This is a genomic window from Paracoccus benzoatiresistens, assembly GCF_026913015.1.
Lineage (GTDB): Bacteria > Pseudomonadota > Alphaproteobacteria > Rhodobacterales > Rhodobacteraceae > Paracoccus > Paracoccus benzoatiresistens.
In genome coordinates this window covers 50,409-64,190 of sequence record NZ_JAPTYD010000011.1, presented here as the reverse complement: position 1 = coordinate 64,190, position 13,782 = coordinate 50,409, and the positions used below count along the sequence as shown (strand labels likewise).

Here is a 13,782-nt window from a genome sequence, read left to right as displayed (position 1 = left end):
AGGAAACGGGTAGTTGTGTCAAATCCTTACTCCCATTCCAGCTCCTTGAAGGCAGCCGTGGCATCGCGCGCGACCGAGTCGGGAAACGAGTTCCAGCCCCCAGCAAAGGGCTGCAGCGACTGGACAATGGCGGGAACCGCCTGGGACATGGGCAGCCCCGCATCCAAGGCATCGCGCACGGCCTGGTCCAGCGCCGTCAGGAAATCCTGCTGCGCGCCGATGGCCTCGGGCCAGTTCCGCGCCACCGGGCCGTGGCCCGGCACGATGGGACCCGCGTCCTGCGCCGCATCCATCCAGGTCAGCCAGCCGGGCAACGACCCATCGACGATGGGCGTCAGTTCGCGAAAGACAAGATCGCCCGCAAACAGCGTGCCCGTCGCACGGTCCAGAACCGTCAGGTCGTTGTCGCTGTGGGCGGGGCTCGCGGCGGTCAGCGTCAGGATGCGCCCGCCCAGATCCAGATCCAGGCTTTCCGCGACCGTGACATCGGGCAGCACCACCTGCGTGCCGATCATCGGCCCGGGACCATAAAGCCGGATGAGATTGTCCACATAGACCGGCCCGCGCGCCTGCATGGCCTGGCCCAGCCGCGCATGACCCACGATGGTCGCCCCTGCCTCGGCAAAGACGGCGGCGCCGAGGGCGTGGTCGGGATGCATGTGGGTGATGATCAGGTGGGTGATCGGCTTGTCGCTGATCCGCCGGATAGCCGCCAGCAGCGCCTGCGCCTGCTGGCGCGAGGCCCCGGCGTCGATGACCGCGATGCTGTCCCGGCCGATCACGAAGCCCAGGTTGGCGATCCAGCCGTCGGGGCTGTCCTCGAACTGCACCGTCTGGCCCAGGTGGACATGGATGCCCTCGGCGACCTGCTGCACCGGCAGGGCGGGCAGGTCGCCCGGGGCTGCGCAATGCAGGCCGTCCCGGACCAGGGCGGGGTGATCCGCAAGCCAGTCCGCTGCGATTCGTGGCGCTTCCGCCTCGCATTGTTCCTGGCTTGCGAAGGGCTGGCCCGCCAGCATCACCGGGCCGCAGGCCGGGAAATCTGTCGCAAGACATGCGGATAAAATGGCGAAGAACATTGCCATATCTTCCCGTTAACAGTTGCCGCGCATTAACTTTTTGTTACCTGCGACCTTAGTCGTGTTGAAACGTGTTGTCTCTCGTCTAACATAATAAACAGTCGCCAGATGTGCGGCATGGAGTTTGGAGGAGGACTGCATGGCTTGGACGAAACCTACCCTGAAGGAAATCGCCTGCGGCATGGAAATCAACATGTACGCCCCGGCCGAGGACGAACCGGTCCTGTTCTGAGGCGCAGGCTTCAGGCATCGTAGACGGCCCCGTCCGACGCAATCGGGCGGGGTTTTTTCGTCAGGAGCATCATGAGGATCATCGTGCTGGGCGCGGCGGCGGGCGGTGGCCTGCCGCAATGGAATTGCGGCTGCGACAATTGCAACGCCGCGCGGGCCGGACGGATACCGGCCATGACACAAAGCTCGGTCGCCGTCAGCGCGGATGGGCAAACTTGGGCGATCCTGAACGCCTCGCCCGATATCCGGGTGCAACTGGCGGCGACGCCGGCGCTGCATCCGACAGGGCTGCGGGACCTGCCCTTGCGATCTGTCCTGTTGACGAATGGCGATATCGACCATGTGGCGGGGCTGCTGACCCTGCGGGAAAGCCAGTCCTTCGCGCTGTGGGCGACGCCCGTGATCCACGAGGCGCTGGCCGGAAACCCGATGCTGGGGGCCTTGCGGGACGATCTGGTGGCGCGAAAACCCCTGGCCCTGGACCAGACGGTCGAGATCGCGCCGGGGCTGATGGCCACGCTGTTCGCGGTGCCGGGCAAGGTGCCGCTTTACCAGGAAGGCGCCGTGGTCGAGACGGGGTTGGTGGGCGAGACGACCGTGGGCGTGGAATTGACAGCCCGGGGGCGCCGCGCGCTTTATATTCCGGGTTGCGCCGAACTGCCGGACTGGCTGGTCCGCCGCATTGCCGGGGCCGACCTTCTGATGTTCGACGGAACCCTTTGGGAGGATGACGAGATGATCCGCTTGGGCCTGGGCCGGAAGACCGGACGCCGCATGGGCCATATGCCGGTGGTCCAGACGCTCGTGGCGCTGAAGGACGTGCCCTTGGGGCGGCGGGTCTTTCTTCACCTGAACAACTCGAACCCGCTGACCGATCCGGGCAGCACGCAGACGCAACAGGCGGTGGCCAGCGGCTGGCAGGTCGGCCGCGACGGGATGGAGATCACGCTGTGAAGGACGCCATTGACCAACCGGGCCAGGCCCAGTCCCGCGAGGAGTTCGAGGCCCGTTTGCGCGCCATCGGCGCCGAGCGCTACCACGACCGCCACCCTTTTCACGAACGCCTGCACGGCGGATACTGCACCCCCGACGAGGTTCGGGCCTGGGTCATCAACCGCTGGATGTATCAGTCGCGCATCCCCATGAAGGACGCGGCCTTCATGTCGCGCGTCGAGGATCCCGACCTGCGCCGCCACTGGCGCAAGCGGATCGAGGATCACGATGGCACCGTGGCCGAAGGCGGCGGCATCCGGCGCTGGCTGGCCTTGGCAAAGGCCGTGGGGCTGGACCCGGATTATGTCGCCAGTGGCGTGGGGATCATGCCCGCCACGCGGTTCGCGGTCGATGCCTATGTCCGCTTTGTCCGCGACATGCCCTTGCTGGATGCAGTGGCGGCCAGCCTGACGGAACTCTTTGCGCCGAAAATCCACGCCCAGCGGATCGAGGGGCTGCTGGCGCATTACGAATTCGCCGATGACAGCAGCCTGTCTTATTTCAGGAAACGCCTGACCGAGGCGCCCGAGGATGTGAAGTTCGGGCTGGATTACGTCCTGACCCATGCCGACACCAAGGAAAAACAGGACGCGGCGGCGGCGGCGCTGATCTTCAAGACCGACGTGCTCTGGGCGCAGCTCGATGCGCTGTGGCACGGCTATGTCGAGGGCAACATCCCGCCAGGCGCCTGGCAACCTGGAGAGGGGATGGCATCATGAACGCCCAGCCAGCGCCCCTTCGGCCAGCCCCTCTGATCGCCCCCGACGACATTCCCTATCTGCCGCGCGGGGTCCGGCTGGCCGACGATCGGGTTCGCGGCATCCGCGTGTTGCAGGCTCCGGAACGGGCGATGCAGCTGGACGCTATCGGCGATGCGATCCTGTCGGAACTGGACGGCACGCGCAGCATGGGCGCCATCGTCAACGACCTCGCGGCGCGCTATAATGCGCCACCCGACCAGATCGCCGGCGATGTGCGCGACTTCCTGACCGGGCTGATCGAACGGCGGATGGTGTTCGTCAGGGGGCATCCATGAAGGATCAGTTGAGCCAACCCCGCGACCTGGACGGCAACCCCGTCACCCCCGGCTTGCCCATGGCCATGCTGGCCGAGATCACGCATCGCTGCCCCCTGGCCTGCCCTTATTGCTCCAACCCGGTCGAGCTTACCCGCGCCCAAGGCGAGATGACCGCCGACGAATGGGGGCGCGTCTTCCGGCAGGCGGCCGATCTGGGCGTCCTGCAGGTCCATGTCTCGGGCGGGGAACCCGGCGCGCGGCGCGATCTGGCGCAGATCGTGGCCCACGCGCGGGATGCCGGTCTTTACGTCAACCTGATCACGTCGGGCATCGGCATCACCCGCGAGCGCCTGGAGGAACTGGACCGCGCGGGCGTCGATCACGTGCAGCTGTCCCTGCAGGGCATCCGCCCCGACATGGCCGACCGGATCAGCGGCCATCCCGGATCCTGGGACAAGAAGATGGTCTTTGCCGACTGGGTGCGCGAGATCGGCTTTCCGCTGACCATCAATGCCGTGGTCCACCGCCAGAACCTGGAACGCCTGCCCGAGATGATCGAGCTGGCCGAAACCCTGGGCGCGCGGCGGATCGAGGTCGCGACCGTGCAGTTCCACGGCTGGGCGGACCTGAACCGCAAGGCGCTGATGCCCACGCGCGAACAGGCGGCCTTCGCGCGCCAGGTGGTGAACGACGCGCGCATCCGCCTGCGGGGCCGCATGGTCATCGACTATGTCCCCGCCGACCATCACGCCATCTATCCCAAGGCCTGCATGGGGGGCTGGGGCTCGACCGGGCTGAACGTCGCGCCCGACGGCACGGTCCTGCCCTGCCACGCCGCGCAGTCGATCGGCTGGATGCGCTTCGAGAACGCCCGCGACCGTGACCTTGCCGATATCTGGCACCTGTCGGACAGCTTCAACGCCTTTCGCGGCACCGCCTGGATGCCCGAGCCCTGCCAGAGTTGCGCCCGCAAGACCATCGACTTCGGCGGCTGCCGCTGCCAGGCCATGGCGCTTGCGGGCGACGCGCGGGCGACGGATCCCGTTTGTTCGCTGTCGCCCTTCCACGCCGATGTCGTGGCCCGCGCCGAAGCCGATGCGGGGGCTGATACCGCCGATTTCATCTATCGCCGCATGAGGAAAGGAGAATAGCCATGAAAGGCCTGTTTGTCGCCGCAATGCTGCTGGCCAGTCCCGTCGCGGCGCAGGAAAACCCGTTGCAGAACTCGGCAACATGGCAGGACCTGAAGGAATCGGTCCTGGGCCTTGCCTCCGATGTGCCGCAGGACATCGGCGTCCTGGACATGGAGGCGCCGATCCGCGCGCATGAGGCCGCGATCGTCCCGATCCGCCTGACGCAGCCGCACGGCGCCCCGGCGGTCGAGGCGGTGACCCTTGTCATCGACGAGAACCCGGCCCCCGTGGCCGCCGAATATACCTTCGGCCCCGCGATGATGCCGCTGGACTTCGAATTCCGCGTCCGCGTGGACAGCTATTCCGATGTCCGCGCCATCGCCAATGTGGGAAATGGCAGCCAGGTGATGGCGGGCCGCTTCGTCAAGGCCTCGGGGGGCTGCTCGGCCCCTGCCGGCAAGGACATGGCGGCGGTCCGCGAGACCATGGGCCAGATGCGCTGGCGCGCAGGCCAGGAGGACGGCCGCCAGATCGGCACGCTGATGATCCGGCACCCGAACTTTTCGGGCCTGCAGCGCGACCAGCTGACGCTGCTGACCATCCCTGCCCATTTCATCGACCGGCTGGACGTGCGCCAGGGCGAGGACCTGCTGTTCGCCCTTCAAGCCGGGATCTCGATCAGCGAGGATCCGGTGTTCCGCTTCGCCTATCAGCCCAACGGCCAGCCGATCCGCGTGCATGTCGAGGATACCGACGGCAATGTCTGGGACCAGGAATTCGCCGCGGGCGGATGACCGCTCGCCTTCTCGGGCTTTGACCTGTTCTCCGACATTGGTCGCAGATGCAGGCTTGCTTTGCTGCGCCGCTCCCCTACAATCTTCCGAAGACGCTGCGGAGGGGAGACCGCGGCCTCACGCCTGGGGAGGAAACGAATGACAGCCGCAGCCATGCAGGCACGACCGCCGCAGACGCCACGGCAAAGCGCCGATCAGGTCCGGGAAATCCTGATCGTGGACGATCATCCGCTGATGTGCGATGCCTTGGCGCTGACCCTGAAGATCAGTTTCGGCCTGAAGAACGTCAGGACCGCGCGCAGCCTGGGCGCGGCCCTGGAAGGGATCAGGGCGCAGGGCGCGCCCGATGCCGTGATCCTGGACCTGAACCTGCCCGATGCGCGCGGGGCCGAGGGCATCGTGACGCTGCGCCGGCAGTTGCCCGATGTGCCCATCACGATGATTTCCGCCGACTTGGACAGCGCGATGATTTCGGCCGCGATGGCGGCGGGGGCGCAGGGCTATATCAGCAAGTCGCTGAGCCGCGAGGCCCTGGTCGACAGCCTGCGCCGCATGTGGGAAGGGGAACATGTCACCCCTGAAGGCTGGGCCCCCGACCAGGCAGATGCCGAGGACGAGGCCAAGGCGGAACTCGCCCGCCGCTTCGCCACGCTGACGCCGCAGCAGATGAAGATCCTGCGGCTGATCTGCCAGGGCAAGGCGAACAAGGAAATCAGCTATGACCTGTCCATCGCCGAGGCGACGGTGAAGACCCATATCACCGCCATCATGTCCAAGATCAACGCACGCCGCCGGACCCAGGCGGTGCTGCTTGCCAATACGGTCCGCCTGTTCGAGGCGGGCTGATGAATACCGGCCCGGCAGCGAAGGAGGGCGCCACCGGGCCGGTGGCCGTGCAGGCCGACCGCGGACAGGCCGATCACGGCCTGGTCCTGCTGGACGGCCTGCGCGGAGCCAATCCGGGTCTGGTCCTGGTTTTCGGCGCGCATGGCCCCGAACTGTCCGCGCTTGACGCCGTGCTGCGGTCGGGCCTGCCCCAGGGCTGCGTTATCGCGGGCTGTTCCTCGGCCGGCGAGATCGGGCCGGGGGGATATGCGTCCGACAGCATCGTGGCCATCGGCTTTCCGTCCGCCCATTTCCGGGCCGAGGCGATGGTGCTGCCCCGACTGGACGCGCTGCCCGTGTCGGACTGGATGGCCAGCCTGCGCGCCTTGCAGGCCCGCTTCGACCCCGGACCGGACCGGGCGGTGTTCGGTCTGCTTCTGGTCGATGGCCTGGCCGGCCAGGAAGACGCGCTGGTCGCCACGATCGACGCGGCCCTGCCATCGGTTCCGACGCTTGGCGGATCGGCGGGCGACGGGCTGTTCTTCCGCCAGACCTGGCTTTTGGCGGAAGGCAAGGTGATCACCAATGCCGCCGTCTTCCTGATGGTCGAAACCGATCTGGCGGTCAGCGAGATCACCTTCGCCCATTTCAGCCCGACCGAGACGCGCGTCGTCGTGACCGACGCGATCCCCGAAAAGCGCCGGATCCTGGAACTGAACGCCGAACCCGCGGCCGAGGAATATGCCCGCCTGACCGGCACCGCCCTGAACGCGCTGACGCCTGCCGAATTCGCGCGCCATCCCCTGCTGCTGCGCACGGGGCGCCACCACCATGTCCGCGCGATCAGCGCGTTGACCTCTGATGGCGGGCTGTCGCTGATGTCGGCCATCGACACCGGCACCGTCCTGACGCTTGGCCGGGCCGAGGACATGACCCAGGGCTTTGCCGAGGCGCTGGCCTCCCTGCCGCGGCCGCCGCTGATGATCCTGGGCTTCGATTGCATCCTGCGGCGCCTTGCCGTGGAGCGCGAAGGCCTGCGCGACCGGATGTCCGAACTTCTGGCCCATTACCGGGTGGCGGGCTTCAACACCTATGGCGAACAGCACAGCGGCATGCATGTGAACCAGACCTTTGTGGGCCTGGCCTTCATGCCCCAGCCCCCAGACGAGACCCGGGCCGAGGCCTCCGATGCTGCGTGACGATGACGGGCCTGAACGGCGGGTCGAAAAGCTGACGCGCATCAACCAGGTGCTGATCGACCGCATCGACCGGCTGGAGGAATCGCGCGGTTCCGCCTGGTCGATGTTCCAGGCCGCCGTCGCGCTGGAGCAGGAGGTGATGGCGCGGACCCGCGACCTGGAGCGCGCCCTGGCCGATCTGTCGCAAAGAAACCGCGAACTGGCCGTGGCCCGCGCAAGCGCCGAGGAGGCGAACCGCTCGAAGACCCGCTTCCTGCGCGCGGCCAGCCATGACCTTCTGCAGCCCCTCTCCGCGGCGCGGCTGTTCCTGTCGGCCTTGGCGGACACGCCCATGGACGAGCATCAGAAGGAACTGACCGACCGGCTGTCGGGCGCTTTCGAATCGGTGGAACAGCTGATGCACGCGGTCCTCGACATCTCGCGGCTGGACAGCCAGCGGATCGAATTCCATCGCCAGCCGGTTCCCCTGGGCGAGCTGTTCCGCAGGCTGGCCATCGAGTTCGCCCCCCTGGCCGAGGACAAGGGCCTGCGCCTGTCCTTCGTGCCGACCGATACGGTGGTCGAAAGCGACCCGGTCTTTCTGCGCCGGATCGCGCAGAACCTGGTCTCGAACGCGATCAAGTATACCAACCGGGGCGGCGTGGTGGTGGGTGCGCGCAGGCGCGGCGCGCTTTGCTGGCTGTGCGTCTATGACACGGGCGTCGGCATCCCGGCAGTGGATCGCAACCGGATCTTCGACGAATTCCAGCGGCTCGGCAATGACGCGCGAACCCCGGGGATGGGCCTGGGCCTGTCCATCGTGCGCCGCGCCTGCGCCAAGCTGGACCACCCGATCCGCCTGGATTCCGAGGCGATGCGCGGCACCGTCTTCCGCGTGGGCCTGCCCGTCGTGGACCGCCACCGGATCGGCCCCTCCGCCCGCCCCGCTCCCGCCGCCCTGCCCCTGCGGGGCCGCGTGGCGCTGGTGGTGGAAAACGATCCCGGCATGCAGCGGGGATACGAAATGATCCTGCGCGACCGCCTCGGCATGGTCGCCCGTGTGACCGGCGGCACGGCCGAGGCCCTGGCGACCATGGGCGACGATCCGCCGGACGTGATCCTGGCCGATTACAACCTGGAAAACGGCGATACGGGGGTGGATGCGATCCGGGCGCTGCGCGGCTCGGCCGGGCAGCCGATCCCGGCGGTGATGATCACCGCGCATCGCGACCCGCAGATCGCCCGCAACTGCGTGGCCATGCAGGTGCATCTGATGGAAAAGCCCGTTCGTCCGGCCGAATTGGCCGAGATGCTGGGCGGGATCCTGGCATGACGGCTGCGACCAAAGGCCGATGCCCGGCAGGGTGGGGCTTGTTCTTCGCGCCTGGTGGCGCAACTCTGGCCCCGGAACTGGGAGGATGACCATGAAACGTGCCATTGCCGCGGCCCTGTGGCTGGGCCTGTCCGCGCTGGCTGCCAGCCCCGCCCTGTCGGGCGAGGCGGGCGACGCCGTCTTTGCCGAACGCGGCCCCTGGTCGCTGGAGAAGGACCTGTCCTGGTCCGTCCATGTCGAGGGGCCGAATGCCCCGGGCTTCCTGCCGGTCAAGGCGGGCAGCCTGACGCTGACCGAGGTGACGGACCCCTCGGACCAGCAGCCGGTCCTGCAACTGGTGCAGAAGACCGACACGCGGACGCGGCAGATCGGGCCCTTTCCGATCTCGGGCGGGGACCCGGTGCTGACCTTCTTTCTGGAGCAGACCGTACGCGACATGGCGGGGCTGACCGGCGGAAGCCCCTTCTATATCCGCAACCGCATCAAGGACGCGGTGTTCAAGGGCGGCGAGATCACCCGGCAGGGCGACCAGTCCGTGGCAAGCTTTGAACCCTTTGCAGACGATCCGAACGCTGGCCGGATGGCGGGCTTCCAGACCCTGACGCTGACCTTCGTGCTGGATGATCCCCGCCAGCCGATCCGCGAGATGCGGGCCGAAACCCGGGGGGCGGGGCCTGGTTACGTGAACCGGATGGCGCTGCAATGATCCTGCGGCTGCTTGTCCTGGCGGCGACCCTTGGCGCCGGGGCAGCCCATGCCCAGGCGGTCAACGATTATCCGACCAACGCGCGGGCCGAATATGTCTTTGCCTGCATGGCGACGAATGGGCAAAGCCGCGACATGCTGGACCGCTGTTCCTGCGCCATCGACCAGATCGCCGAGGTCCTGCCCTATGACGACTATGTCGAGGCCGAGACCGTGCTGCGGATGCAGCAGGTGACGGGCGACCGCGCCAGCATGTTCCGCGGCATGGCCCAGATGACCGAGGTCGCGGCCAAGCTGAAGCGCGCCGAGGCCGAGGCCGAGATCCTCTGTTTCTGAAGCAGGGATCAGGGGTCCGTCAGGACATCTGCACTCCGGCCGCCAGACCGGGCGGGCGCGGCAACGCGCCTGCCAAGGGCCAAGGGCGCGCGGGCCCCTTAGGCCAGCATCATCCCGATCGCCGTCCCCGTCCCAAGCGCCAGCACCACCGCCAGCCAGACCGGCGCGCCGCGCCGCAGCAGGACCGGCTGGACCCGGCGGGCATCCTCGGGGTGGGCGCGTTCCCACAGGGCCTGTTCGACGATTTGCGGCAGCAGCGGGCCATAGCGCCCGACGGTCTGGGCTACCTTGACCATGTCGCCGGCCAGGGCCTTGGGACCAAGGCTGGACCGGATGTAATCCGACACCACGGGCTTGGCCGCGTCCCAGATGTTCAGTTGCGGATCGACCGACCGGGCCACGCCCTCGACCACGACCATGGTGCGCTGCAGCAGGATCAGCTGGGTCTGGGTCTGCATCCCGAAACGCTCGGTCACCTCGAACAGGTAGGCCAGCAGGTTCGCCATCGAGATCTGGTTCGCGCTGGCGCCAAAGATCGGCTCGCCCACAGCGCGCAGGGCGCGGGCGAAGGCGGCCTCGTCGCGGTCGCGCGGAACATAGCCGGCCTCGAAATGCACGCGGGCCACGCGGCGATAGTCGCGCTGGATGAAGCCATAAAGGATCTCGGCATAGACGCGGCGGGTATAGTCGTCGATCTCGCCCATGATCCCGAAGTCATAGGCCACGACATCGCCATTCGCCGCCACCTTGAGGTTGCCGTGATGCATGTCGGCGTGGAAGAAGCCGTCGCGCAGCGCGTGCTGCAGGAACAGCTGGATCACCCGCGTGGCGATGCGACCCACGTCATGGCCCGCGGCGACCAGGCCGGCGTGGTCGCCCATCGGCAGGCCTTCCGCCCAGTCCGAGGTCAGCACCCGCCGGGACGACAGTTCCCAGTGGGGCGCCGGGATCCTGAAATCGGCATCATCCTTGGTGTTTTCCGCGAATTCAGAGGCATTGGCCGCTTCCAGCCGCATGTCCTGTTCGGCGGTCACGGTGGATTCGAAATGGCGCACCACGTCGCGCGGGCGCAGGCGGCGGCTGCCGGGGGACAGGAACTCGATGATGCCGGCAGCGAAGTGGAAGGCGTCGATGTCGCGGCGGAAGGCCGGGCCGATGCCGGGGCGCAGCACCTTGACGGCGACCTCTCGGCCGGTGGCGCGGACCCGTGCCCGATGCACCTGCGCGATGGACGCGGCGGCGACCGGTTCCGAGAATTCGGAAAACAGCTCGTCGACCGGCTGGCGCAGGTCGGCCAGGATGATGTCCTTCGCCGTCTCGGTCGGGAAGGGCGGCAGGCGGTCCTGCAGCATGCGCAGCTGGTTGGCCATCTGCACGCCCACCACGTCGGCACGGGTCGACAGGATCTGGCCGAACTTGATGTAGGCGGGGCCAAGCGCGGTGATCGCCCGCGTGATCGGCGGCAGGTTCGGATCGCCCTTGTAGCCCAGCCAGCGCCAGGGCCAGCCCATGATGCGCGCCGCAATGCGCAGCCGGGGCGGCGCCTCGACCGCGTCAAGAACCGCGCGCATTGCGCCCGTGCGCTCGAAGGTGGCGCCCGTGCGGATCAGGCGCAGCAGATTGTGGGGGCCGCGCATCTACAGCTTCCAGCCGGAGTGCAGCGCGGCGATGCCCATCGACAGGTTGCGATACTGCACGCGGCCAAAGCCCGCCGTGCGGATCATGTCGGCGAATGTATCCTGGTCGGGGAACTTGCGGATCGATTCGACCAGATACTGATAGCTGTCGCGATCCCCCGTCACCGCCTGCCCCATGGCCGGGATGACGTTGAAGCTGTAGCGGTCATAGGCCCATTGCATCGCCGGCACGGGGATCTGGCTGAACTCCAGCACCATCAGCCGCCCGCCGGGTTTCAACACGCGGTAAGCCTCGGCCAGGGCGTCGGGGATGCGGGTCACGTTGCGGATGCCGAAGCTGATCGTATAGCGGTCGAAGCTGTTGTCGGCAAAGGGCAGCGCCATCGCATCGCCCGTGACCCAGGCCAGCCGGTCGCTTTTCTCCACGGCATCGGCGCGCTTGCGTCCCTCGACCAGCATTGATTCGGTCATGTCGCAGACGGTCACGCGGGCACCCGGCGCGCGCTCCAGGAAGCGGAAGGCGATGTCGCCCGTCCCGCCCGCCACATCCAGAAGATGCTGGCCGTTTCGCGGGGCCAGCCAGTCCATCATGGCATTCTTCCAGACGCGGTGGATGCCCGCGCTCATCAGGTCGTTCATCAGGTCGTATCGGGACGCGACGGATGAAAAAACCCCGTGGACCATCCCGGCCTTGGCATCCTCGTCCACGGTCCGGAAACCGAAATGGGTCTGCTTCTTGTCGCTCATACGCTTGCCGTTCACCTGTTTCATCGCCAGATAAGCCCGACGCGCCGTGCGCACAATGCAGCGAGAGGACTGTAATTGCCAGAACTCCCCGAAGTCGAAACCGTGCGCCGCGGCCTGTTGCCGCACCTGGAAGGCCAACGCATCGCGCGCGCCGAGGTTCGCCGCCCCGATTTGCGCTGGCCGCTGCCGGTCGATCTGGTCCAGGTGCTGACCGGGGCGACGGTCACGGCGCTGCGGCGGCGGTCGAAATACCTGCTGGCCGATCTGGACCGCGGCGGCACGCTGCTGATGCATCTGGGCATGTCGGGGCGGATGCTGGTCCAAGGCGGCAGCCTTGGTGATTTCCACCGTGACCCGGCAATCCTTCCGCGCCACGATCATGTGGTCCTGGTGACCGATGCGGGCAGCACGATCACCTTCAACGACGCCCGGCGCTTCGGCATGGTGGACCTGATCCGCGAGGGGTCCGCCCACCCGCTGCTGGACCACCTGGGTCCCGAACCCTTTGACGACGGCTTCACGCCCGCCTATCTGGCCGCCGCCTTCGCGGGACGGCGCGTGCCTGTGAAACAGGCGCTGCTGGATCAACGCATCATCGCGGGGCTTGGCAACATCTATGTATCCGAAGCCCTGCACCGCGCGGGCATCGACCCGCGCCGGGCGGCGGGGCGCATCGGCGCCGCCCGCGTCGCGGCCCTGGTCGGCCATATCCGCGACGTGCTGACCGATGCCATCGCGGCGGGCGGGTCTTCGCTTCGCGACCACCGGCAGGCGACCGGGGAACTGGGCTATTTCCAGCACAGCTTCCGCGTTTATGACCGCGAGGGCGCGCCCTGCCCCACCCCCGGCTGCGCGGGCACCATCCGCCGCATCGTGCAGGGGGGCCGGTCCAGCTTCTTCTGCCCGGCCTGCCAGCGCTAGGCTGCTTGGCTTTTCGCCCCTGCCTTTGATAGGGTCCGCCCCGAAAGCATCGCAACGGGGACGCCGCCCATGGCCTATCAAACCATCATCGTCGAGATCGAGGACAGCGTCGCCCTGATCCGGCTGAACCGCCCCGAGGCGCTGAATGCGCTGAACACCGCGCTGATCACCGAACTGGGCCAGGCGCTGACGGATGCCGACCGCAACGACAAGATCCGCTGCGTGGTGCTGACCGGCAGCGAAAAGGCCTTCGCCGCCGGGGCCGACATCAAGGAGATGTCGACCAAGAGCTTCGTGGACGTCTATGACGAGGATCTGTTCGGCGCGAAGATCGACGCCATCACGCGCATCCGCAAGCCGATCATCGCCGCCGTCAGCGGCTACGCCCTGGGCGGAGGCTGCGAGCTGGCGATGATCTGCGACTTCATCATCGCCTCTGACACCGCCAAGTTCGGTCAGCCGGAAATCAACCTGGGCGTCATCGCGGGCATCGGCGGCACGCAGCGCCTGACCCGCTTCGTGGGCAAGTCCAAGGCCATGGACATGCACCTGACCGGCCGCTTCATGGACGCCGCCGAGGCCGAGCGGTCCGGCCTTGTCAGCCGCATCGTGCCCGCCGCCAAGCTGATCCCCGAGGCCATGGCCGCCGCCCGCAAGATCGCGGAAAAATCGCAAGTCTCGGTCAAGGCCGCGAAGGAGGCCGTCAACCGCGCCTACGAATCGACCATGACCGAAGGAATCCTGTTCGAGCGGCGCAACTTCCAGGCACTGTTCTCGACCGAGGACCAGAAGGAAGGCATGGCCGCCTTCCTGGAAAAGCGCGAGCCGCAGTTCCGCGACCGCTGAATTCGC

The 13,782-nt window shown here is 67.5% G+C and carries 16 protein-coding genes; 13 read left to right on the top strand and 3 right to left on the bottom strand.

Features of this window, described 5'->3' with window-relative positions; genetic code table 11:
- Positions 1-26: 26 nt before the first annotated feature.
- Positions 27-1,085 (bottom strand): quinoprotein relay system zinc metallohydrolase 2, encoded by a 1,059-nt coding sequence (locus OU682_RS10420; RefSeq protein ID WP_268942044.1) that lies wholly within the window; start codon positions 1,083-1,085, stop codon positions 27-29.
- Between the two features lie 133 nt (positions 1,086-1,218).
- Between OU682_RS10420 and pqqA the strand changes: the two genes are divergently transcribed.
- The 11 genes from pqqA (at position 1,219) to OU682_RS10365 (ending at position 9,625) form a co-directional block, all read left to right on the top strand.
- Positions 1,219-1,311, top strand: coding sequence for a pyrroloquinoline quinone precursor peptide PqqA (gene pqqA, locus OU682_RS10415; RefSeq protein ID WP_076522366.1), 93 nt, complete (start codon positions 1,219-1,221; stop codon positions 1,309-1,311).
- A 71-nt stretch (positions 1,312-1,382) separates the two neighbouring features.
- Positions 1,383-2,264 carry a pyrroloquinoline quinone biosynthesis protein PqqB gene (pqqB, locus tag OU682_RS10410; protein ID WP_268942043.1) on the top strand — a complete coding sequence of 294 codons (882 nt, stop codon included), beginning with the start codon at positions 1,383-1,385 and terminating at the stop codon, positions 2,262-2,264.
- The gene (pqqC, locus tag OU682_RS10405; RefSeq protein WP_268942041.1) at positions 2,261-3,022 is read left to right on the top strand and encodes a pyrroloquinoline-quinone synthase PqqC; all 762 of its coding nucleotides are present in this window, start codon (positions 2,261-2,263) and stop codon (positions 3,020-3,022) included. The genes pqqB and pqqC overlap by 4 nt, the downstream gene beginning before the upstream one ends.
- Positions 3,019-3,339: a pyrroloquinoline quinone biosynthesis peptide chaperone PqqD gene (pqqD, locus tag OU682_RS10400; protein ID WP_268942040.1), complete on the top strand. Its 321-nt coding sequence runs from the start codon at positions 3,019-3,021 to the stop codon at positions 3,337-3,339. Before pqqC ends, pqqD begins: the two co-directional genes overlap by 4 nt.
- Positions 3,336-4,472, top strand: coding sequence for a pyrroloquinoline quinone biosynthesis protein PqqE (gene pqqE / locus OU682_RS10395; protein ID WP_268942038.1), 1,137 nt, complete (start codon positions 3,336-3,338; stop codon positions 4,470-4,472). Before pqqD ends, pqqE begins: the two co-directional genes overlap by 4 nt.
- 2 nt (positions 4,473-4,474) lie before the next feature.
- On the top strand, positions 4,475-5,248 hold the full coding sequence (locus OU682_RS10390; RefSeq protein ID WP_268942037.1) for a quinoprotein dehydrogenase-associated SoxYZ-like carrier: 774 nt from the start codon (positions 4,475-4,477) through the stop codon (positions 5,246-5,248).
- Between the two features lie 138 nt (positions 5,249-5,386).
- Positions 5,387-6,094 (top strand): response regulator, encoded by a 708-nt coding sequence (locus tag OU682_RS10385; protein WP_268942036.1) that lies wholly within the window; start codon positions 5,387-5,389, stop codon positions 6,092-6,094.
- Entirely contained in the window at positions 6,094-7,272 is a 1,179-nt protein-coding gene (locus tag OU682_RS10380; RefSeq protein ID WP_268942035.1) for an FIST N-terminal domain-containing protein, read from the top strand. The genes OU682_RS10385 and OU682_RS10380 overlap by 1 nt, the downstream gene beginning before the upstream one ends.
- Positions 7,262-8,584, top strand: a complete 1,323-nt coding sequence (locus tag OU682_RS10375; RefSeq protein WP_268942034.1) for an ATP-binding response regulator — start codon at positions 7,262-7,264, stop codon at positions 8,582-8,584. The genes OU682_RS10380 and OU682_RS10375 overlap by 11 nt, the downstream gene beginning before the upstream one ends.
- Positions 8,585-8,675: 91 nt before the next feature.
- Positions 8,676-9,290 carry a hypothetical protein gene (locus OU682_RS10370; protein WP_268942033.1) on the top strand — a complete coding sequence of 205 codons (615 nt, stop codon included), beginning with the start codon at positions 8,676-8,678 and terminating at the stop codon, positions 9,288-9,290.
- Complete coding sequence (locus OU682_RS10365; protein WP_268942032.1) at positions 9,287-9,625, top strand: hypothetical protein; 339 nt, start codon at positions 9,287-9,289, stop codon at positions 9,623-9,625. The genes OU682_RS10370 and OU682_RS10365 overlap by 4 nt, the downstream gene beginning before the upstream one ends.
- A 98-nt stretch (positions 9,626-9,723) precedes the next feature.
- Here OU682_RS10365 and ubiB read toward each other — a convergent pair whose 3' ends face one another.
- The gene (ubiB, locus tag OU682_RS10360) at positions 9,724-11,262 is read right to left on the bottom strand and encodes a 2-polyprenylphenol 6-hydroxylase (RefSeq protein WP_268942031.1); all 1,539 of its coding nucleotides are present in this window, start codon (positions 11,260-11,262) and stop codon (positions 9,724-9,726) included.
- Positions 11,263-12,009, bottom strand: a complete 747-nt coding sequence (ubiE, locus tag OU682_RS10355) for a bifunctional demethylmenaquinone methyltransferase/2-methoxy-6-polyprenyl-1,4-benzoquinol methylase UbiE (protein WP_268942030.1) — start codon at positions 12,007-12,009, stop codon at positions 11,263-11,265.
- Between the two features lie 75 nt (positions 12,010-12,084).
- Between ubiE and mutM the strand changes: the two genes are divergently transcribed.
- Together mutM and OU682_RS10345 are read left to right on the top strand one after the other, a co-directional pair.
- A complete protein-coding gene (gene mutM / locus OU682_RS10350; RefSeq protein WP_268942029.1) occupies positions 12,085-12,930 on the top strand; it encodes a bifunctional DNA-formamidopyrimidine glycosylase/DNA-(apurinic or apyrimidinic site) lyase in 846 nt (281 codons plus the stop codon).
- 69 nt (positions 12,931-12,999) lie between these two features.
- A complete protein-coding gene (locus OU682_RS10345; RefSeq protein ID WP_268942028.1) occupies positions 13,000-13,776 on the top strand; it encodes an enoyl-CoA hydratase in 777 nt (258 codons plus the stop codon).
- Positions 13,777-13,782 lie beyond the last annotated feature (6 nt).